The following is a 15,241-nucleotide window of genomic DNA, read 5'->3' on the forward strand; positions in this document are numbered from 1 at the left end:
GGAGGCACGCCCCGCGGACGGGGGGCGCTGCCCTACAGGCGGGGCGGCCGCCGGCGGGACCAGCACGCCCCGTGCCAGTGGCGCCGCTCGGCCGCGGCGGACTCGTCGCCCATCCAGTGGTCGGCCCGCCAGGCCACGACGTGCTCGGTGCCCTGGCGGATGGCGCCCCCGCAGCCGGGGCACGTGTAGTCCTTCACGGCGCGCGGACCCGGGATGCGCCGCACGTGCCATGCGCCGTCGGGCCCCTCCTGGAGCGTCTCGAAACCGAGGCCGGCGCGCGCGAGCCAGCCGCCGCCGTCGTCCGGCTCCGGACCGCGCCGCCCGCGGCGCGGCTGGGGGCGCCGGGGACGGTTGGAGCGGGGCATGCCCCCACTGTGCCACAGCCCGGGGCGACCCCGCCCACGGGGTAGAGTGTGGGCCGTGCGTCTCGTCATTGCCCGCTGCTCCGTCGACTACGAGGGCCGCCTGCGCGCCCACCTCCCGCTGGCCAAGCGGCTGCTCATGGTCAAGGCCGACGGCTCCGTCCTGATCCACTCCGACGGCGGCTCCTACAAGCCCCTGAACTGGATGACGGCCCCGGCGACGCTGCGCACGGAGGCCCCCGGCGACGAGGAGGCCGCCGCCGGCGTCGAGACCGTGTGGCGCGTCACGCGCGCCAAGAGCGACGACCGGCTGGTGATCCGCATCCACGGCATCGAGCACGACAGCGCCCACGAGCTCGGCATGGACCCCGGCCTGATCAAGGACGGCGTCGAGGCCGACCTCCAGCGCCTCCTCGCGGAGCAGATCGAACTGCTCGGCAGCGGCCATACGCTTGTCCGCCGCGAGTACATGACCGCGATCGGCCCCGTCGACATCCTCGCCCGCGACGCCGACGGCGGCACCGTCGCCGTGGAGCTGAAGCGCCGCGGCGACATCGACGGCGTCGAACAGCTCACCCGCTACCTCGAACTGATGAACCGCGACCCGCTGCTGGCGCCCGTCCGCGGCGTGTTCGCGGCGCAGCAGATCAAGCCGCAGGCGAGGACGCTCGCGACGGACCGGGGCATCGAGTGCCTCGTCCTGGACTACGACGCGATGCGCGGCGTCGACGACAGCGACTCGCGCCTCTTCTGACCGACCGCCGGCGCGGGTTCCCCGCGGGCGCCACGCCCCTATGATGGGCACCATGACCACGGTTCCCCGCCACGCCCCGGGCCCCGGCCCCTTCCTCCTCACCGGCCGGATCGTCTCCGACGGGACGTCCACGGAGTCCGCCGCGGTGCTCGTCGACGGCGACCGGATCGACTGGGTCGGCCCCGAGTCCGAGGCCCCGGCCGACGTGCCGCGCGCCCCCGTGCCCGCCGGGGCGGTCCTCGTGCCCGGCTTCGTGGACCTGCATTGCCACGGCGCCCTCGGCACCGACTTCCTGGGAGCCGACGACGACGGCGCCCGCCGCGCCGTCGCCTGGCTCAACGAGCGCGGGACCACCACGCTGATGGCCAGCCTCGCGGCGGCGCCCGCGGAGGAGATGCTTAAGGCCGCCGCCCGGCTGTCCGCACTCGCGGACGAGGGGCTCGTGCACGGCATCCACGCCGAGGGCCCCCACCTCGCCCCGGCCCGCGCGGGCGCGCTCGACGCGTCCGCGTTCACCGCGCCGGACCCGGCCTTCGTCGAGGAGCTCGTCGCGGCGGCCGGCGGGCACCTGCGCACCATGACCTACGCGCCCGAGCTCGAGGGTGCGGACCTTCTGGTCCAGCAGCTGGCCACCCACGGCGTGGTCCCCTCGCCGGGCCACACGGCCGCGGACGCGGACGCCGCGCGGGACTCCCTGGAGCTGGCCGTCGAGCAGCTGTCGTCGGCCGGCTTCGACGGCTACACCGAGCGCCCCTACGTCACGCACGTCTTCAACGGCATGGAGCCGTTCCACCACCGCTCCCCCGGCGCCGTGGGCGCGTGCCTCGAGGCCGCCGCCCAGGGCCGGGCCGTGCTGGAGGTCATCGCCGACGGCCGCCACCTCGCCCCCGCGACCGTGCGGATGCTGTTCGCGCTGCTGGGCCCCGAGGCCCTGGTGCTGGTTTCGGACGGCACCGCGGCCGCGGGAATGCCGGACGGCAGGTACGCCCTCGGCCCGCTGCGCATTGAGTCGCGGGGTGGGATCCCGACGCTGCCGGACACGGGCACGCTCGCGGGCGGCGGCGCGCCGCTGGCCGACGTCGTGCGCGCCGCGGCCGAGGCGGGGATCGCGCTCGAGGACGCCGTGGCCAGCGCCACCGATACCCCCGCCCAGGTGCTGGGCCTCGCCGACGAGGTCGGTTCGCTGCACCAGGGCTTCCGCGCCGACGTCGTGGTGCTCGACGCCGGGCTGGGCGTGCATTCGGTCTACCGGGCCGGGCGGCCCGTCCCGACCGCCGGCTAGACCCGGGCCCGGGAGCCCCCGGACGCAGCCCCGAGTTCGCGACACGTTTCGTCGCCGTTATTGCTCCGGTCACACGCGTATGTGATGCTGGACTCAGTCTTTGTGTTGGTGTTTGTCATACCCGCAAAGCAGGTTGCGGGTGTGGAGCACGAACCCTCGGGTCCGACTCCCCCTGGTACCACCCGGCCGGGGCACCGTTCCGGCCGTCGAGCAGTTACGCCAGAAAGAGAGAAGAAATGGCCCAGGGTACGGTCAAGTGGTTCAACGCCGAGAAGGGCTTCGGCTTCATCACCCCGGACGGCGCCGAAGGCGACGTCTTCGTCCACTATTCCGAGATCCAGTCCAACGGCTTCCGCACGCTGGAGGAGAACCAGCGCGTGGAGTTCGAGATCGGCCAGGGCGCCAAGGGCCCCCAGGCCACGGGCGTCGTGTCGCTCTAACCCGCGGCACGGAAGAGGGGCGCATCCCGCACGGGATGCGCCCCTCTTCGCGTCCGGGACCGGCCTACCGCCAGGTCCCCACGCCGATCACCGGACCGGCCTCGAGCCACGCACTGAGGCCGGTGTAGGCGCCGTAGTCCATGGCCAGCAGGACGCGCTCGCCCCGGTGCTGCAGCTCGACCACGACCGCGTCCGGCTGGACGCGCGCGGCCTCCTTCGGCCCGGGGTGCCGCCAGCCCTGCAGGCGCAGCGCGCTCCGCTCGAAGCGGCGCGTGGGAACCGGGGAGACCGACAGGAGCCGGAGGAACTCCAGCTCCCGCTCCGCATAACGACAAACCCCCATCATCCACCGCCCCTCGGCGGTGGAGATGGAGGCGTCGAAGGTGCCGAGGGCGCGCCGCAGCTGGTGGCGGCGCAGCCCCATGGCACCGAGCGTCATCAGGACCAGCAGCAGGGCCGCGGCCAGGACGACGAGGGCGATGCCGAACCCGTCCAAGGCCGGACTATCGGTTTCCTGCCGTGGCGGGCTCGTCCATCCTCGCGTTGTCGGCGACGATCACCACGCGGTCCTTGTCGACGGAGAAGAAGCCGCCGTCGGCCTGGACGGTGAAGCGCGAGCCCTGCACCGGCACGACCGCCAGCTCGCCCGGGGCCATGACGGCCAGCACCGGGGTGTGGCCGGGCATGACGCCGATCTCGCCGTCGGTGGTGCGTGCCTTGACCATGCTCGCCGCGCCGGACCACACGAAGTGGTCCGCCGCGACGATCTCGACCTCGAGCTCGGCCATGGCTAGGCCGTCTGCTTCTGGATCTTGGCCCAGGCGCGCTCGACGTCGTCGAGGCCGCCGCAGTTGAAGAACGCCTGCTCGGCCACGTGGTCCAGGTCGCCGTCCGCGATGGCCTTGAAGCCCTCGATGGTGTCCTTGATGGACACCGTCGAGCCCTCAACGCCCGTGAACTGCAGGGCGGTGTAGGTGTTCTGCGATAGGAACTGCTGGATGCGGCGCGCGCGGGCCACGACGATCTTGTCCTCCTCGGACAGCTCGTCGACGCCGAGGATCGCGATGATGTCCTGCAGCTCCTTGTTCTTCTGCAGGATCTGCTTGACGCGGACCGCGGTGTCGTAGTGGTCCTGGCCGATGTACTGCGGGTCCAGGATGCGCGACGTCGAGGTCAGCGGGTCGATCGCCGGGTACAGGCCGCGCGACGCGATCTCGCGGGAGAGCTCGGTCGTGGCGTCCAGGTGGGCGAACGTCGTGGCCGGGGCCGGGTCCGTGTAGTCGTCCGCGGGCACGTAGATGGCCTGCATGGACGTGATGGAGTGGCCCTTGGTCGACGTGATGCGCTCCTGCAGGAGGCCCATCTCGTCGGCCAGGTTCGGCTGGTAGCCCACGGCCGAGGGCATGCGGCCCAGCAGCGTGGAGACCTCGGAGCCGGCCTGGGTGAACCGGAAGATGTTGTCGATGAAGAGCAGCACGTCCTGGTTCTGCACATCGCGGAAGTACTCCGCCATGGTCAGGGCGGACAGGGCCACGCGCAGACGCGTTCCCGGCGGCTCGTCCATCTGGCCGAACACGAGGGCGGTGTCCTTGAGGACCCCCGCCTCCTCCATCTCGACCCAGAGGTCGTTGCCCTCGCGGGTGCGCTCGCCCACGCCGGCGAACACGGAGGTGCCGCCGAAGTTGCGGGCCACGCGGGTGATCATCTCCTGGATGAGCACGGTCTTGCCGACGCCGGCGCCGCCGAACAGACCGATCTTGCCGCCCTTGATGTACGGGGTCAGGAGGTCGATCGACTTGATGCCGGTCTCGAGCATCTCCGTGGAGCCCTCGAGGGACGCGAAGCTCGGGGCCTTCCGGTGGATGGGCCAGCGCTCGGTGATCTGCAGCTGGGACTCCTCGACGTCCAGCGGCTGGCCGAGCACGTTGAAGATGTGGCCCTTGACTCCGTCGCCGACGGGCACGGAGATCGGGGCCCCCGTGTCCTGCACGACGGTGCCGCGCACCAGGCCGTCGGTGGCCTGGAGGGAGATCGCGCGCACCAGGTTGTCGCCCAGGTGCTGGCTGGTCTCGAAGGTGATGGGGTGGATCTGGCCGTTGAGGGTGATCTCCGCGGTCAGTGCGTTGTAGATCTCGGGGAGGGCGTCGGCCGGGAATTCGACGTCGACGACCGGGCCAATCACCCGGGCGATGCGGCCGGTGGCCCCCGCCGTCGAGGCGGTTCCCTGCTCGTTCAGTTGGGCAGTCATCTTTCTCACTTCGCTTGGTCTCTGGCGGGACGGGGTGGTGGGCTAGGACGCGGCCAGCGCGTCGGCGCCGCCCACGATCTCAGTCAGTTCCTGCGTGATCTCCGCCTGGCGGGCGTTGTTGCGCAGTCGCGTGTACTTCTCGATCAGATCGCTGGCGTTGTCGCCCGCGGACTTCATGGCCCGCTGGCGGGCGGCCAGCTCGGAGGCGGCCGACTGCAGCAGGGCCGCGAAGATCCGCGACTCGATGTACCGGGGCAGCAGCGCGTCCAGCACCTGCGCGGGCTCCGGCTCGTACTCGTACAGCGGCAGCAGGTCGGTCTCGTTCGGGACCTCCTCCTCCACCACCTCGAGCGGGAGCAGGCGGATCACGGTCGGCACCTGGGTGACCATCGACTTGAACTGCGTGTACACCACGTGGATCTCGTCGACGCCGCCCTCCTCGAAGGGGGCGTTGAAGTCCTCCAGCAGGGCCGCGCCGATCTCCTGGGCGGTCCCGAACTCCGGGGCGTCCGTCCCACCGGTCCAGACGCGCGCGTACTCGCGCCCGCGGAAGTCGAAGTACGCCTGGGCCTTGCGGCCGACCAGGTACGGCTTGACTTCCTTGCCCTCGCCGCGCAGCAGCTCGAAGAGGGCCTCGGCCTGCTTGATGACGCTCGCGGAGTAGGCACCGGCCAGGCCGCGGTCGCTCGTCATGATCAGCACGGCCGAGCGGCGGATCTGCTCCGGCTCGGTCGTCAGCGGGTGGTCGACCTCGGACTGCGAAGCGACGGCAGAAACAGCACGGGTGATCGCATTGGCGTACGGCAGCGAGGCCGCGACGCGGCTGCGCGCCTTGCCGATGCGGGAAGTGGCGATCAGCTCCATCGCCTTGAAGATCTTGCGCATCGACGACGTCGAGGCGATCTTCTGGCGGTAGACCCTAATCTGGGCTCCCATGTTTTTCCTTTCCTTATCCCCCGGTCCCCGCGGCGCCGGGCGGCGCCGGCGCCGCGGCGGGGAACGGTGTCAGCGCTTCTGCTTGACGATCTTTTCCTGGTCGACGGACTCCCCGGCCAGCGGATCGTGCTCCTCGTGGCCGGCCGCGACGAGCCGGTCGTCGCCCTCGCCGAAGAAGCCCTTCTTGAACTCCGTGACCTCGGCGACGAGCGCCTCGATGGTGGAGTCCTCGATCTTGCCGGTCTCGCGCAGCGTCGTCAGGACGTCGGAGCGGTGGCGCAGGTGCTCGAGGAACTGGTCCTCGAAGCGGCGGACATCCTCGACCGGGACGTCGTCCAGGTGGCCGTTGGTGCCGGCCCAGATGGACACGACCTGCTCCTCGACCGGGAACGGCGTGTACTGCGGCTGCTTCAGCAGCTCCATCAGGCGGGCGCCGCGGGTCAGCTGCTGCTTCGACGCCGCGTCCAGGTCGGACGCGAACATGGCGAACGCCTGCATGTCGCGGTACTGCGCCAGCTCGAGCTTCAGCGTGCCGGAGACCTTCTTCATGGACTTGACCTGCGCGGCGCCGCCGACGCGGGACACGGAGATGCCCACGTCCACGGCCGGGCGCTGGTTCGCGTTGAAGAGGTCCGACTGCAGGAAGATCTGGCCGTCGGTGATGGAGATGACGTTGGTCGGGATGTAGGCCGAGACGTCGTTCGCCTTGGTCTCGATGATCGGCAGGCCGGTCATCGAGCCGGCGCCCAGCTCGTCGGAGAGCTTGGCGCAACGCTCCAGGAGGCGGGAGTGCAGGTAGAAGACGTCGCCCGGGTAGGCCTCGCGTCCCGGCGGGCGGCGCAGCAGCAGGGACACGGCGCGGTACGCCTCGGCCTGCTTGGACAGGTCGTCGAACACGATGAGGACGTGCTTGCCGCCGTACATCCAGTGCTGGCCGATCGCGGAACCCGCGTAGGGGGCCAGGTACTTGAAGCCGGCCGGGTCGGAGGCCGGGGAGGCGACGATGGTCGTGTACTCGAGCGCGCCCTGCTCCTCGAGGGTCTGGCGCACTGCGGCGATCGTCGAGGCCTTCTGCCCGATGGCCACGTAGATGCAGCGGACCTGCTTGGTCACGTCGCCCGAGGCCCAGTTGTCGCGCTGGTTCAGGATGGCGTCGACGGCGATGGCGGTCTTGCCGGTCTGGCGGTCGCCGATGATCAGCTGGCGCTGGCCGCGGCCGATCGGGATCATCGCGTCGATGGCCTTCATGCCGGTCTGCAGCGGCTCGTGGACCGACTTGCGCTGGGTCACGGACGGCGCCTGGAGCTCCAGCGCGCGGCGGCCCTCGGGCTGGATCTCGCCCAGGTCGTCGATCGGCTGGCCCAGCGGGTCCACGACGCGGCCCAGGAAGGCGTCGCCGACGGGCACGGAAAGGATCTCGCCGGTGCGGTGGACCTCCTGGCCCTCCTCGATGCCGGTGAAGTCGCCCAGGACGACGACGCCGATCTCGCGGGTGTCCAGGTTCTGGGCCAGGCCCAGGGTCCCGTCCTCGAAACGAAGCAGCTCGTTGGCCATGACGGAGGGAAGGCCCTCCACCTTGGCGATGCCGTCGCTGGCCGTGGTCACGCGGCCGACCTCGACGCGCTCCGCGGTGCCCGGCTGGTAGGACGCCGCGAAGTCGGTCAAGGCATTGCGGACGTCGTCTGCATTGATGGTCAATTCGGCCATCTGCTGTCCCTGCTCTCCTAGATAGGTGGCCGCCGCCGCGTGAAGCCTGCGGCGGCCGGTGTGTGAATCAGTCTGTGGTCGGAGGCGGTGGCTGGGGCCCTGAGGGGCCCTAGCCGACCAGCCTCCGGCGGAGTTCGGCCAGGCGCGTCACGGCGGAGGCGTCCACCACTTCGTCGCCCACTTCGATGCGGATGCCCCCGACGAGCGAGGGATCAACGGTCTCGTTGAGCTTCAGCTCGCGGCCGTAGAGGCGGTTGAGGCCCTGCTGCAGTCGGTCGCGCTGCTCCGGCGCCAGCGGACGGGTGACGCTGACGTTGGCAATGAACCGCTGCTGGCGGGCAGCCACCAGCTCCACGAAACGCTCCACGAGGGCCGCGGGCTTCAGGCCGCGCGGCGCCGTGACGGCCTGCCGCACGAGCAGGCGCGCGGGCTCGCCGGCACCGGGCATCAGGCGCAGGGCCAGCTGGGCCTTGGCGTCCGAGCTCGCCCGGGTGTCGTCCAGGGCGCGCTGCAGGTCGTGGCTGGAGGCGACCGTCCGGTTGAATCGGAACAGCTCCTCCTCCAGCGCCTCCAGGCCGGCCGCGGAACCGCTCTCGCGCTCCGCGACCGAGACGGCCACGGTAGCGGCCAGGGTCTCCAGCGCGTCCCCGAGGTGGCGGGGATCGGACCAGCGGGAGCCGGCGAGCTCGGCCACGATGGCCTCCGCCTCGCCGGACACCTTGCCGCCGACCAGCCGGGACACCAGACCCGCCTTCTCCTGACCGTCCCGCGTCGGGTCGGTCAGCGCACGGCGCAGGCCGGCGTTGCCGTCCAGCACGCCGAGGACCCCGAAGAGCTCCTCGGACAGTTGCAGGCCGGCGCCCGGCAGGCGCGCGTCAAGCCGCTGCTGCGCCGCGGCGAGGGACTCGCTCGATACACCCGCCATTACTTCGCCGCACCTGCGCTCTGCTGGGCGTCGAGATCGGCCAGGAAGCGGTCGACCACGCGGGACGCCCGGGCGTCGTCGGCGAGCGACTCGCCCACGATCTTGCTGGCCAGCTCGGTCGCCAGGGTGCCGACCTCGCCGCGCAGGGACGCGACGGCGCTCTGCCGCTCGGCCTCGATCTGCACATGGGCCTGCTCGGTGATGCGGGCCGACTCGCTCGCGGCCTTCTCCTTGAGCTCGGCCAGGATCTTGGCGCCCTCGGCGCGGGCCTCCTCGCGGATGCGGTTGGCCTCGGTGCGCGCGTCGGTCAGCTGCTGCTTGTACTCCTCCAGCGCGGCGTTGGCCTCGGCCTGGGCCGCTTCGGCCTTCGCGATACCGCCCTCGATCGCCGCGGACCGCTCTTCGTAGGTCTTCTCGAATGCCGGAACGACATACTTCGTGACGATGAAGAGCAGAACGGCGAAGCCGGCCAGCGTCACCACGATCTCCCAGATGTTGGGGATCAGGGGGTTAACGCCCTCCTCGGCGGCGAGGATCAGTGCCTGATTCATATCTCACCCGTCCAATCTACTCGGTGTGGAATGTGCGCTTTCGTCCGGGTTAGAGGACGAAGGCGAACACCAGACCCAGGATGGCGAGGGCCTCGGTCAGGGCCAGGCCGAGGAACGCGATGGGCTGCAGGACGCGCTGGGCCTCCGGCTGACGGGCAACGCCGTTGATGTAGGCGGCGAACACGAGGCCCACACCGATGGCACCGCCGATCGCGGACAGACCGTAACCGACGAGGTTGAGATTGCCTTCCATTTTCTTCCTTTCAAGATGCCCCCCGGGAACCAGAGGACAGGTTGTTGGTTCTATTAATTCCCCGGCGGGGAAGACTAGTGCTCGTCGACGAGCGAGCCCTGGATGTAGATCGCGGTCAGCAGGACGAACACGTAGGCCTGCAGGACCTGGATCAGGATCTCGAAGAGGTACATGCCCACGCCGCCGGCGAACGTCAGGACGCCGAGGCCCTTCATGAGGCCGTCGCCCTCGAGCATGAGGAACTCGGTGCCCGCGGCCGACAGCATGATGATCAGGTGCCCGGAGAGCATGGTCGCAAACAGACGGAGGCTGTGCGTGATCGGGCGGACGAAGAAGTTCGAGATGATCTCGATGATCACGATCAGGGGGAGGATCGCCTTCGGCACGCCGGACGGGACGGTGGCCAGCTTGAGGTAGCCGATCCCGTGGCGCTTGAAGCCGAGGAAGATCCAGAGCACGTAGACGATGCCGGCCAGCGCGTAGGCCGTGCCCACGTGGGACGGCGTCGGGATCTGCAGGAGCGGGATGGACCCGAAGAGGTTGTTCACCAGGATGAAGAAGAACAGCGCCACGAGGATCGGGATGAAGGGCCGGAACTCGCGTTCGCCGATGACGTCCTTGCCCACCGAGTTGCGGACGAAGTTGTAGGACGCCTCGCCCAGGAACTGCAGCTTGCCGGGGACCAGCTGGCCGCGGCGGGAGGCCGCCATGAAGAACCACGAGATCAGGGCAACGGACAGGAGGACCAGCAGCATCTGCTTGCCGAAGCCCGTTCCGTACTCGGCGCCCCACGGGAGGAGCTCGGGAAGGTGCATGTCGGCGAGGCCGGGAGCTTGGAACCCACCCTCTTCTTCTGTGGTGGCCGCCGGAAGCGCAAGCGCGATCAACGCGTTTCCTCTCTGCAGATGTCCGTCTTTGGGCATGGGGGCGGTTCGCCGTCGGCGTTCTCCACCCGATGAAGTTGTGCGGTCTGTTACGGGTCTCCGCGCCGGCCGCGCCCCTCGGCGCGGGTCTTGCGGTGGAGGAGCGCCAGATACCATCCGGCAGCGGCGCCCAGTGCGGCGCCCACGACCCAGATCCAGCGGGTGTGCAACAGGAAGTCCAGAAGCAACCCTATCAAACCCCAGGCGATGATCCCGCCGACGACATACGTCGCCACGTCGCGGGCCAGGCCGCCTTTTCGGGGGGCCAGGGGCCGGGGCTCGCGGTCCCCGCCGCCACTCATGCCGGGCTCCCCGCGGACCCCGGGGCGGGCTCCGCCGGGTCCGTGTACAGCTGGAAGCGCAGGCGCGAGAAGGCCGAGAGCTCGACCGCCTGCCAGAGCACGACGGCGCCGATGGCGGCTCCGGGGAACCACCGCTCGTGCAGCCATGCCGGGGCGTCGAAGGTGAAGGCCAGGACGCCGAGGACGACGACCTTGACCAGGTAGCCGCCCATGAACGCGCCCAGCGCGGCCGCCGGATTGCGGCGGCCCACCAGGTGCCCCACGATGAGGCTGAGCCCGAAGAACCCTGCGACGACGGCGGCGCCCAGCGCGACGCTGGCCGCGGCGGGGGCGCCCGAGACGACGGCTGCCACCGCGGCCGCCAGGGCCGTTCCCGTGCCGCAGGCCACCAGGCACCGCAGCAGGATCGTCAGCCACGGGCCGCGCGAGGGGCCCGGGACCCGGGGGCGCCGCGGCGCCCTAGGCCTGTTGGCTGTGGCAGTCATTCGTGTCCGTCCTGGGGGGTTCCCGGTGTCGCGGCAGTCGCTGCGGGCTGGTCGGGGCGCCGGGTGGGGCCCCTCCGGAATTCTACACGAGATAGAAACAGCTACCGAATGCGACGCCGGCGCCCCGTGAGCGTCCGGCCGAGCCAGGGCCTCAGCGTGATGTAGGCGGCGCCGAGCAGGAGCACGGCCAGCAGCGGCACGAGGATCCGCCAGTCGAAGAAGTTGAAGCTGACCGCGCCGAACGCGACCAGCGCGGACCAGCAGTACAGGAGCATGACCGCCTGGCGCTGCGTGTAGCCGCCGTCGATGAGCTTGTGGTGCAGGTGGCCGCGGTCCGCGGAGAAGGGAGAGCGTCCCCCGGCCGTGCGCCGGACGACGGCCAGGGACAGGTCGGCGAGCGGCAGCAGGACCACGGCGATCGGCAGCAGGATCGGCATGTAGGCCGGCACGTTGCGGAAGCGGAAGCCGCTCAGGGCCCCGAGGTCGGCCGTGACGGCGATGGCCGCGACCGACATCATCAGGCCGATCAGCATGGCGCCCGACTCCCCCATGAAGATCCTGGCCGGGTTGAAGTTGTGCGGCAGGAAGCCCAGGCAGGCCCCGAGCAGGAGCACCATGAGCATCGCGGAGAGGTTCGAGTGGTCTGACTCGTTGATGGTGCGGGCCAAAAGGTAGGCGTAGATGAAGAAGGCGCCGGCGCCGATCGCGGCCATGCCCGCCGCGAGCCCGTCGAGGCCGTCCACGAAGTTGATCGCGTTCATGGTCAGCACCACGAGGAACACAGTGAGTGCGACCTGGACCCCCTGGTTCGGGATGTGGATCCAGCCCACGGGCAGGGCCTCGACGCGGATGCCCGACCAGGCCACCACGAGTCCGATCCCCGTCTGCCCGAGGAGCTTGACGTACCAGCGCAGGTCCCACGCGTCGTCGGCGATCCCGATGACCAGCACCAGCACTATGGCGGCGGCGATGCCGACGGCGGTCCGGGGGTCGCGGAACACCCCGTCGAGGAACTCCAGCTGCGAGGACAGGCCGAGCCCGGCGAGGACGGCGACGACCATGGCGACGCCGCCGAGCTTCGGGATCGGCTCGGCATGGACGTCCCGGTCGCGGACGGGGGCTGGTCCGACGAGGGTGCCGGCCCGGCGCAGCAGCGGCGTCAGCGTGAACGAGACGGCGAACGCCACCACCAGCAGGAGCAGGTAGACCCTCATCGCGGCGCGGCGGCCCCCTCGCCACCCTCCCGGGGATCCGGCTGGACCGGGTCGTCGTCCGGGCCCAGCCCGTCCGCGTCGAGGACGCCGGGCAGCACGGCCCGCAGCTCCTCCAGGGCCACCGCGCCCTGGCGGACGACGCGCGGGGGCTCGGACGTGAAGTCGACGATCGTGGAGGGCAGCGCCTCGGCCGCTCCCCCGCCCCGGGGCCCGCCGTCGAGGTAGACCCCGACGGACTCGGCGAGCTGCGCCTCCGCGCCGTCGGCCGTCGTGGCGGCCGGCTGCCCGGAGCGGTTGGCGGAGGAGACGGCCAGGGGGCCGGTCTCGCGGAGCAGGTCGCGGGCCAGTTCGTCGTCGGGCACGCGCAGCGCCACGGTGCCGCGGGTCTCGCCGAGGTCCCAGGTCAGGGATGGCTGGGCGTTGAGGATCAGGGTCAGGGCGCCCGGCCAGAAGCGCTCGGCCAGCGCCCGGGCGCCGGCGGGCACGTCGGTGGCGAGGCCGTCGAGGGTGGCCGGCGACGCGATGAGGACCGGCGGGGGCATCGTCCGGCCGCGCCCCTTGGCGGCCAGGAGGGTGGCGACGGCCTGGGGCGAAAAGGCGTCGGCGGCGATGCCGTAGACGGTGTCGGTGGGCAGGACCACGCAGGCCTTGGCGGCGATCGCGTCGCGCGCGGCGGCGATGCCCTCCGCGCGGACGGCCTCGTCGGTGCAGTCGAATCGGGTGCTCACGGTGTCCATTGTTCCATTCGCGGGTCGTCGATCCGGCGACGCGCGGACGTCGCGCGCGGGCGGCCGGTCAGGTCGGGGTGGGTGGAGACGGCGTCCCAGCCCCCGCGGCGCAGCATCCGGGCGAGGGCCGGCGCCTGCACCTCGGCGTGCTCCATGACCAGGAGCCCCCCGGGGACGAGGAGCCTCAGGGCCGCGGCAGCGACGGCCGCCGGCAGCTCGAGCCCGTCGGGCCCGCCCCCGTAAAGGGCGAGTTCGGGGTCGTGTTCGCGCACCTCGGCGTCGTCGGGGACCGCGTCGGGCGGGATGTAGGGCGGATTGGAGACGACGACGTCGAAGCCGGCGGGCTCGTCCAGCAGCGCCTCGCGCAGGTCGGCGAGGACCAGCCGCACGCCGTGGGGGGCGAGGTTCCGCTCGGCCCAGGCGGCGGCCAGGCCGCTGACCTCGACCGCGGTGACCACGGCCGCGGGCACCTCGCTCGCGACCGCCGCGGCGATGGCCCCGGATCCGGTGCCGAGGTCGACGACGCGGGGGCGGCGCCCCTCGGCGGCCAGCGCGTTCGCCGCGTCGATCGCCAGCTGCGCCACGGCCTCGGTCTCGGGGCGGGGCACGAAGACGCCGGGCCCGACGGCCAACTCGAGGTGGCGGAAGTGGGCGGTTCCGGTCAGGTGCTGGAGCGGGATGCGCCGGCTCCGCTCGGCGACCAGGTCGGCGAGGCCGTCCGGGGACGGTGCGCCGGCGAGGGCCAGCGCCGCCACCCGCCCGCGCGAGGCGCCCAGCAGGTGTCCCGCGAGCAGTTCCGCATCGGCGCGCGGGGTGGGCACGCCGGCCTCGGCCAGGCGTTGGGTCGCGGCGCGCAGCGCCTGCTCGAGCGAGCCGGACTCCCCCACCGGCCTAGTTCTGGTCCCCGCCGATGGCCTCCAGCCGGTCCTGCTCGTCCATCTCGATGCAGGACTGGATGACGGGCCCCAGGTCGCCGTTCATGACGGCGTCGAGGTTGTAGGCCTTGTAGCCGGTGCGGTGGTCCGCGATGCGGTTCTCGGGGAAGTTGTACGTGCGGATGCGCTCGGAGCGGTCCATGGTGCGCACCTGCGAGGCGCGGGCGGCCGAGTTCTCGGCGTCGATCTGCTCCTGCTGGTGGGCGAGCAGGCGCGAGCGCAGGACGCGCATCGCGGCCTCGCGGTTCTGCAGCTGCGACTTCTCGTTCTGCATGGCGACGACGATGCCGGTGGGAAGGTGCGTGATGCGCACCGCGGAGTCGGTCGTGTTCACCGACTGGCCGCCCGGGCCCGAGGAGCGGTACACGTCGATCTTCAGGTCGTTGGCGTGGATGTCGATCTCCTCCGGCTCGTCGACCTCCGGCAGGACCAGGACGCCGGCGGCGGACGTGTGGATCCGGCCCTGCGACTCCGTGACGGGCACGCGCTGGACGCGGTGGACGCCGCCCTCGAACTTCAGGTGGGCGTAGACGCCCTCCGCGGGGTCGTTGGAGCTGCCCTTGATCGCGACCTGCGCGTCCTTGTAGCCGCCCAGGTCGGACTCCGTGTAGGAGATCATCTCCGTCTTCCAGCCCCGGGACTCGGCGAAGCGCGTGTACATGCGCAGCAGGTCCGCGGCGAACAGGGCGGCCTCGTCGCCGCCCTCGCCGCCCTTGACCTCGAGGATCACGTTGCGGGAGTCGTTGGGGTCGCGCGGGATGAGCAGGCGCCGCAGCCGCTCCTGCGCCGCGGGCAGCTGCTCCTGCAGCTCCTCGACCTCCGCGGCGAAGTCCGGGTCCTCGGCGGCCATCTCCCGCGCCGCCTCCAGGTCGTCGCCGAGCTGCTTCCAGCGGCGGTACGCCTCGACGATGCCGTTGAGCTCGGCGCTGCGCCGGCCCAGCTTCCGGGCCCGGGCCTGGTCCTGGTACACGGCGGGGTCGGAGAGCTCCTTCTGGAGCGCGGCGTGCTCGTCGAGCAGGCCCTGGACGGACTCGAACATGGTGGTCTACTTCTTTCGCTGCGGCTGCTTCAAGTGTAGGGAACGCGGGCCGGGGCCCGCGCAGGCGTTAACGGCGCGGCGCCCGCGGCGGACCGGTCGGGTTCCCCGCTAGGGTCCCCGAACCCTCCCCCCCCTTTCTTGTGACCCAGGTTGTTTT

19 protein-coding genes are annotated in these 15,241 nt (G+C 71.4%); 3 read left to right on the forward strand and 16 right to left on the reverse strand.

The features are described 5' to 3' along the window. Positions 1-32 precede the first annotated feature (32 nt). Complete coding sequence (locus tag AC1Q5D_RS03565; protein ID WP_481737191.1) at positions 33-365, reverse strand: hypothetical protein; 333 nt, start codon at positions 363-365, stop codon at positions 33-35. Positions 366-420: 55 nt separating this feature from the next. Between AC1Q5D_RS03565 and nucS the strand changes: the two genes are divergently transcribed. From nucS to AC1Q5D_RS03580, 3 genes are all read left to right on the forward strand, one after another. Further along, positions 421-1,116: an endonuclease NucS gene (gene nucS / locus AC1Q5D_RS03570; protein WP_481737192.1), complete on the forward strand. Its 696-nt coding sequence runs from the start codon at positions 421-423 to the stop codon at positions 1,114-1,116. A 52-nt stretch (positions 1,117-1,168) separates the two neighbouring features. Next, entirely contained in the window at positions 1,169-2,398 is a 1,230-nt protein-coding gene (locus AC1Q5D_RS03575; RefSeq protein ID WP_481737193.1) for an N-acetylglucosamine-6-phosphate deacetylase, read from the forward strand. Between the two features lie 236 nt (positions 2,399-2,634). Further along, positions 2,635-2,838: a cold-shock protein gene (locus AC1Q5D_RS03580; RefSeq protein WP_481737194.1), complete on the forward strand. Its 204-nt coding sequence runs from the start codon at positions 2,635-2,637 to the stop codon at positions 2,836-2,838. A 64-nt stretch (positions 2,839-2,902) separates the two neighbouring features. Here the strand turns inward: AC1Q5D_RS03580 and AC1Q5D_RS03585 are convergent, their stop codons facing one another. From AC1Q5D_RS03585 to prfA, 15 genes are all read right to left on the reverse strand, one after another. Further along, positions 2,903-3,334 carry a DUF2550 domain-containing protein gene (locus tag AC1Q5D_RS03585; RefSeq protein WP_481737195.1) on the reverse strand — a complete coding sequence of 144 codons (432 nt, stop codon included), beginning with the start codon at positions 3,332-3,334 and terminating at the stop codon, positions 2,903-2,905. Between the two features lie 7 nt (positions 3,335-3,341). Continuing rightward, a complete protein-coding gene (locus AC1Q5D_RS03590; RefSeq protein ID WP_481737196.1) occupies positions 3,342-3,626 on the reverse strand; it encodes a F0F1 ATP synthase subunit epsilon in 285 nt (94 codons plus the stop codon). 2 nt (positions 3,627-3,628) lie between these two features. Then, on the reverse strand, positions 3,629-5,086 hold the full coding sequence (gene atpD, locus AC1Q5D_RS03595) for a F0F1 ATP synthase subunit beta (protein ID WP_481737197.1): 1,458 nt from the start codon (positions 5,084-5,086) through the stop codon (positions 3,629-3,631). 42 nt (positions 5,087-5,128) lie between these two features. After that, a complete protein-coding gene (locus AC1Q5D_RS03600; protein WP_481737198.1) occupies positions 5,129-6,022 on the reverse strand; it encodes a F0F1 ATP synthase subunit gamma in 894 nt (297 codons plus the stop codon). A gap of 69 nt (positions 6,023-6,091) precedes the next feature. Beyond that, a complete protein-coding gene (gene atpA, locus AC1Q5D_RS03605) occupies positions 6,092-7,729 on the reverse strand; it encodes a F0F1 ATP synthase subunit alpha (RefSeq protein ID WP_481737199.1) in 1,638 nt (545 codons plus the stop codon). 109 nt (positions 7,730-7,838) lie between these two features. Continuing rightward, entirely contained in the window at positions 7,839-8,654 is an 816-nt protein-coding gene (locus AC1Q5D_RS03610) for a F0F1 ATP synthase subunit delta (protein WP_481737200.1), read from the reverse strand. Then, positions 8,654-9,205: a F0F1 ATP synthase subunit B gene (locus tag AC1Q5D_RS03615; protein WP_481737201.1), complete on the reverse strand. Its 552-nt coding sequence runs from the start codon at positions 9,203-9,205 to the stop codon at positions 8,654-8,656. Before AC1Q5D_RS03615 ends, AC1Q5D_RS03610 begins: the two co-directional genes overlap by 1 nt. 49 nt (positions 9,206-9,254) lie before the next feature. Next, positions 9,255-9,458 carry an ATP synthase F0 subunit C gene (gene atpE / locus AC1Q5D_RS03620; RefSeq protein WP_005268527.1) on the reverse strand — a complete coding sequence of 68 codons (204 nt, stop codon included), beginning with the start codon at positions 9,456-9,458 and terminating at the stop codon, positions 9,255-9,257. A gap of 74 nt (positions 9,459-9,532) precedes the next feature. After that, positions 9,533-10,345 (reverse strand): F0F1 ATP synthase subunit A, encoded by an 813-nt coding sequence (atpB, locus tag AC1Q5D_RS03625; protein WP_481737202.1) that lies wholly within the window; start codon positions 10,343-10,345, stop codon positions 9,533-9,535. An 86-nt stretch (positions 10,346-10,431) separates the two neighbouring features. After that, on the reverse strand, positions 10,432-10,683 hold the full coding sequence (locus AC1Q5D_RS03630; RefSeq protein ID WP_481737203.1) for a hypothetical protein: 252 nt from the start codon (positions 10,681-10,683) through the stop codon (positions 10,432-10,434). Then, positions 10,680-11,168, reverse strand: coding sequence for a Cg1360 family ATP-synthase-associated protein (locus AC1Q5D_RS03635; RefSeq protein WP_481737204.1), 489 nt, complete (start codon positions 11,166-11,168; stop codon positions 10,680-10,682). Before AC1Q5D_RS03635 ends, AC1Q5D_RS03630 begins: the two co-directional genes overlap by 4 nt. 101 nt (positions 11,169-11,269) lie before the next feature. Then, a complete protein-coding gene (locus AC1Q5D_RS03640) occupies positions 11,270-12,382 on the reverse strand; it encodes an MraY family glycosyltransferase (RefSeq protein WP_481737205.1) in 1,113 nt (370 codons plus the stop codon). Beyond that, a complete protein-coding gene (locus AC1Q5D_RS03645) occupies positions 12,379-13,110 on the reverse strand; it encodes an L-threonylcarbamoyladenylate synthase (protein ID WP_481737206.1) in 732 nt (243 codons plus the stop codon). The genes AC1Q5D_RS03640 and AC1Q5D_RS03645 overlap by 4 nt, the downstream gene beginning before the upstream one ends. Further along, on the reverse strand, positions 13,107-13,997 hold the full coding sequence (gene prmC / locus AC1Q5D_RS03650) for a peptide chain release factor N(5)-glutamine methyltransferase (protein WP_481737207.1): 891 nt from the start codon (positions 13,995-13,997) through the stop codon (positions 13,107-13,109). Before prmC ends, AC1Q5D_RS03645 begins: the two co-directional genes overlap by 4 nt. 4 nt (positions 13,998-14,001) lie before the next feature. Continuing rightward, positions 14,002-15,084, reverse strand: a complete 1,083-nt coding sequence (prfA, locus tag AC1Q5D_RS03655; RefSeq protein WP_481737208.1) for a peptide chain release factor 1 — start codon at positions 15,082-15,084, stop codon at positions 14,002-14,004. Positions 15,085-15,241 lie beyond the last annotated feature (157 nt).

It is taken from the genome of Arthrobacter paludis (assembly GCF_056782315.1).

Coding starts and splice junctions, on each gene's coding strand:
- AC1Q5D_RS03575 (WP_481737193.1), top strand. CDS start 1,169: ATGACCACGGTTCCCCGCCACGCCCCGGGCCCCGGCCCCTTCCTCCTC.
- prfA (WP_481737208.1), bottom strand. CDS start 15,084: ATGTTCGAGTCCGTCCAGGGCCTGCTCGACGAGCACGCCGCGCTCCAG.
- AC1Q5D_RS03565 (WP_481737191.1), bottom strand. CDS start 365: ATGCCCCGCTCCAACCGTCCCCGGCGCCCCCAGCCGCGCCGCGGGCGG.
- AC1Q5D_RS03610 (WP_481737200.1), bottom strand. CDS start 8,654: ATGGCGGGTGTATCGAGCGAGTCCCTCGCCGCGGCGCAGCAGCGGCTT.
- AC1Q5D_RS03600 (WP_481737198.1), bottom strand. CDS start 6,022: ATGGGAGCCCAGATTAGGGTCTACCGCCAGAAGATCGCCTCGACGTCG.
- atpE (WP_005268527.1), bottom strand. CDS start 9,458: ATGGAAGGCAATCTCAACCTCGTCGGTTACGGTCTGTCCGCGATCGGC.
- AC1Q5D_RS03615 (WP_481737201.1), bottom strand. CDS start 9,205: ATGAATCAGGCACTGATCCTCGCCGCCGAGGAGGGCGTTAACCCCCTG.
- AC1Q5D_RS03640 (WP_481737205.1), bottom strand. CDS start 12,382: ATGAGGGTCTACCTGCTCCTGCTGGTGGTGGCGTTCGCCGTCTCGTTC.
- atpD (WP_481737197.1), bottom strand. CDS start 5,086: ATGACTGCCCAACTGAACGAGCAGGGAACCGCCTCGACGGCGGGGGCC.
- AC1Q5D_RS03630 (WP_481737203.1), bottom strand. CDS start 10,683: ATGAGTGGCGGCGGGGACCGCGAGCCCCGGCCCCTGGCCCCCCGAAAA.
- atpA (WP_481737199.1), bottom strand. CDS start 7,729: ATGGCCGAATTGACCATCAATGCAGACGACGTCCGCAATGCCTTGACC.
- AC1Q5D_RS03590 (WP_481737196.1), bottom strand. CDS start 3,626: ATGGCCGAGCTCGAGGTCGAGATCGTCGCGGCGGACCACTTCGTGTGG.
- AC1Q5D_RS03635 (WP_481737204.1), bottom strand. CDS start 11,168: ATGACTGCCACAGCCAACAGGCCTAGGGCGCCGCGGCGCCCCCGGGTC.
- AC1Q5D_RS03580 (WP_481737194.1), top strand. CDS start 2,635: ATGGCCCAGGGTACGGTCAAGTGGTTCAACGCCGAGAAGGGCTTCGGC.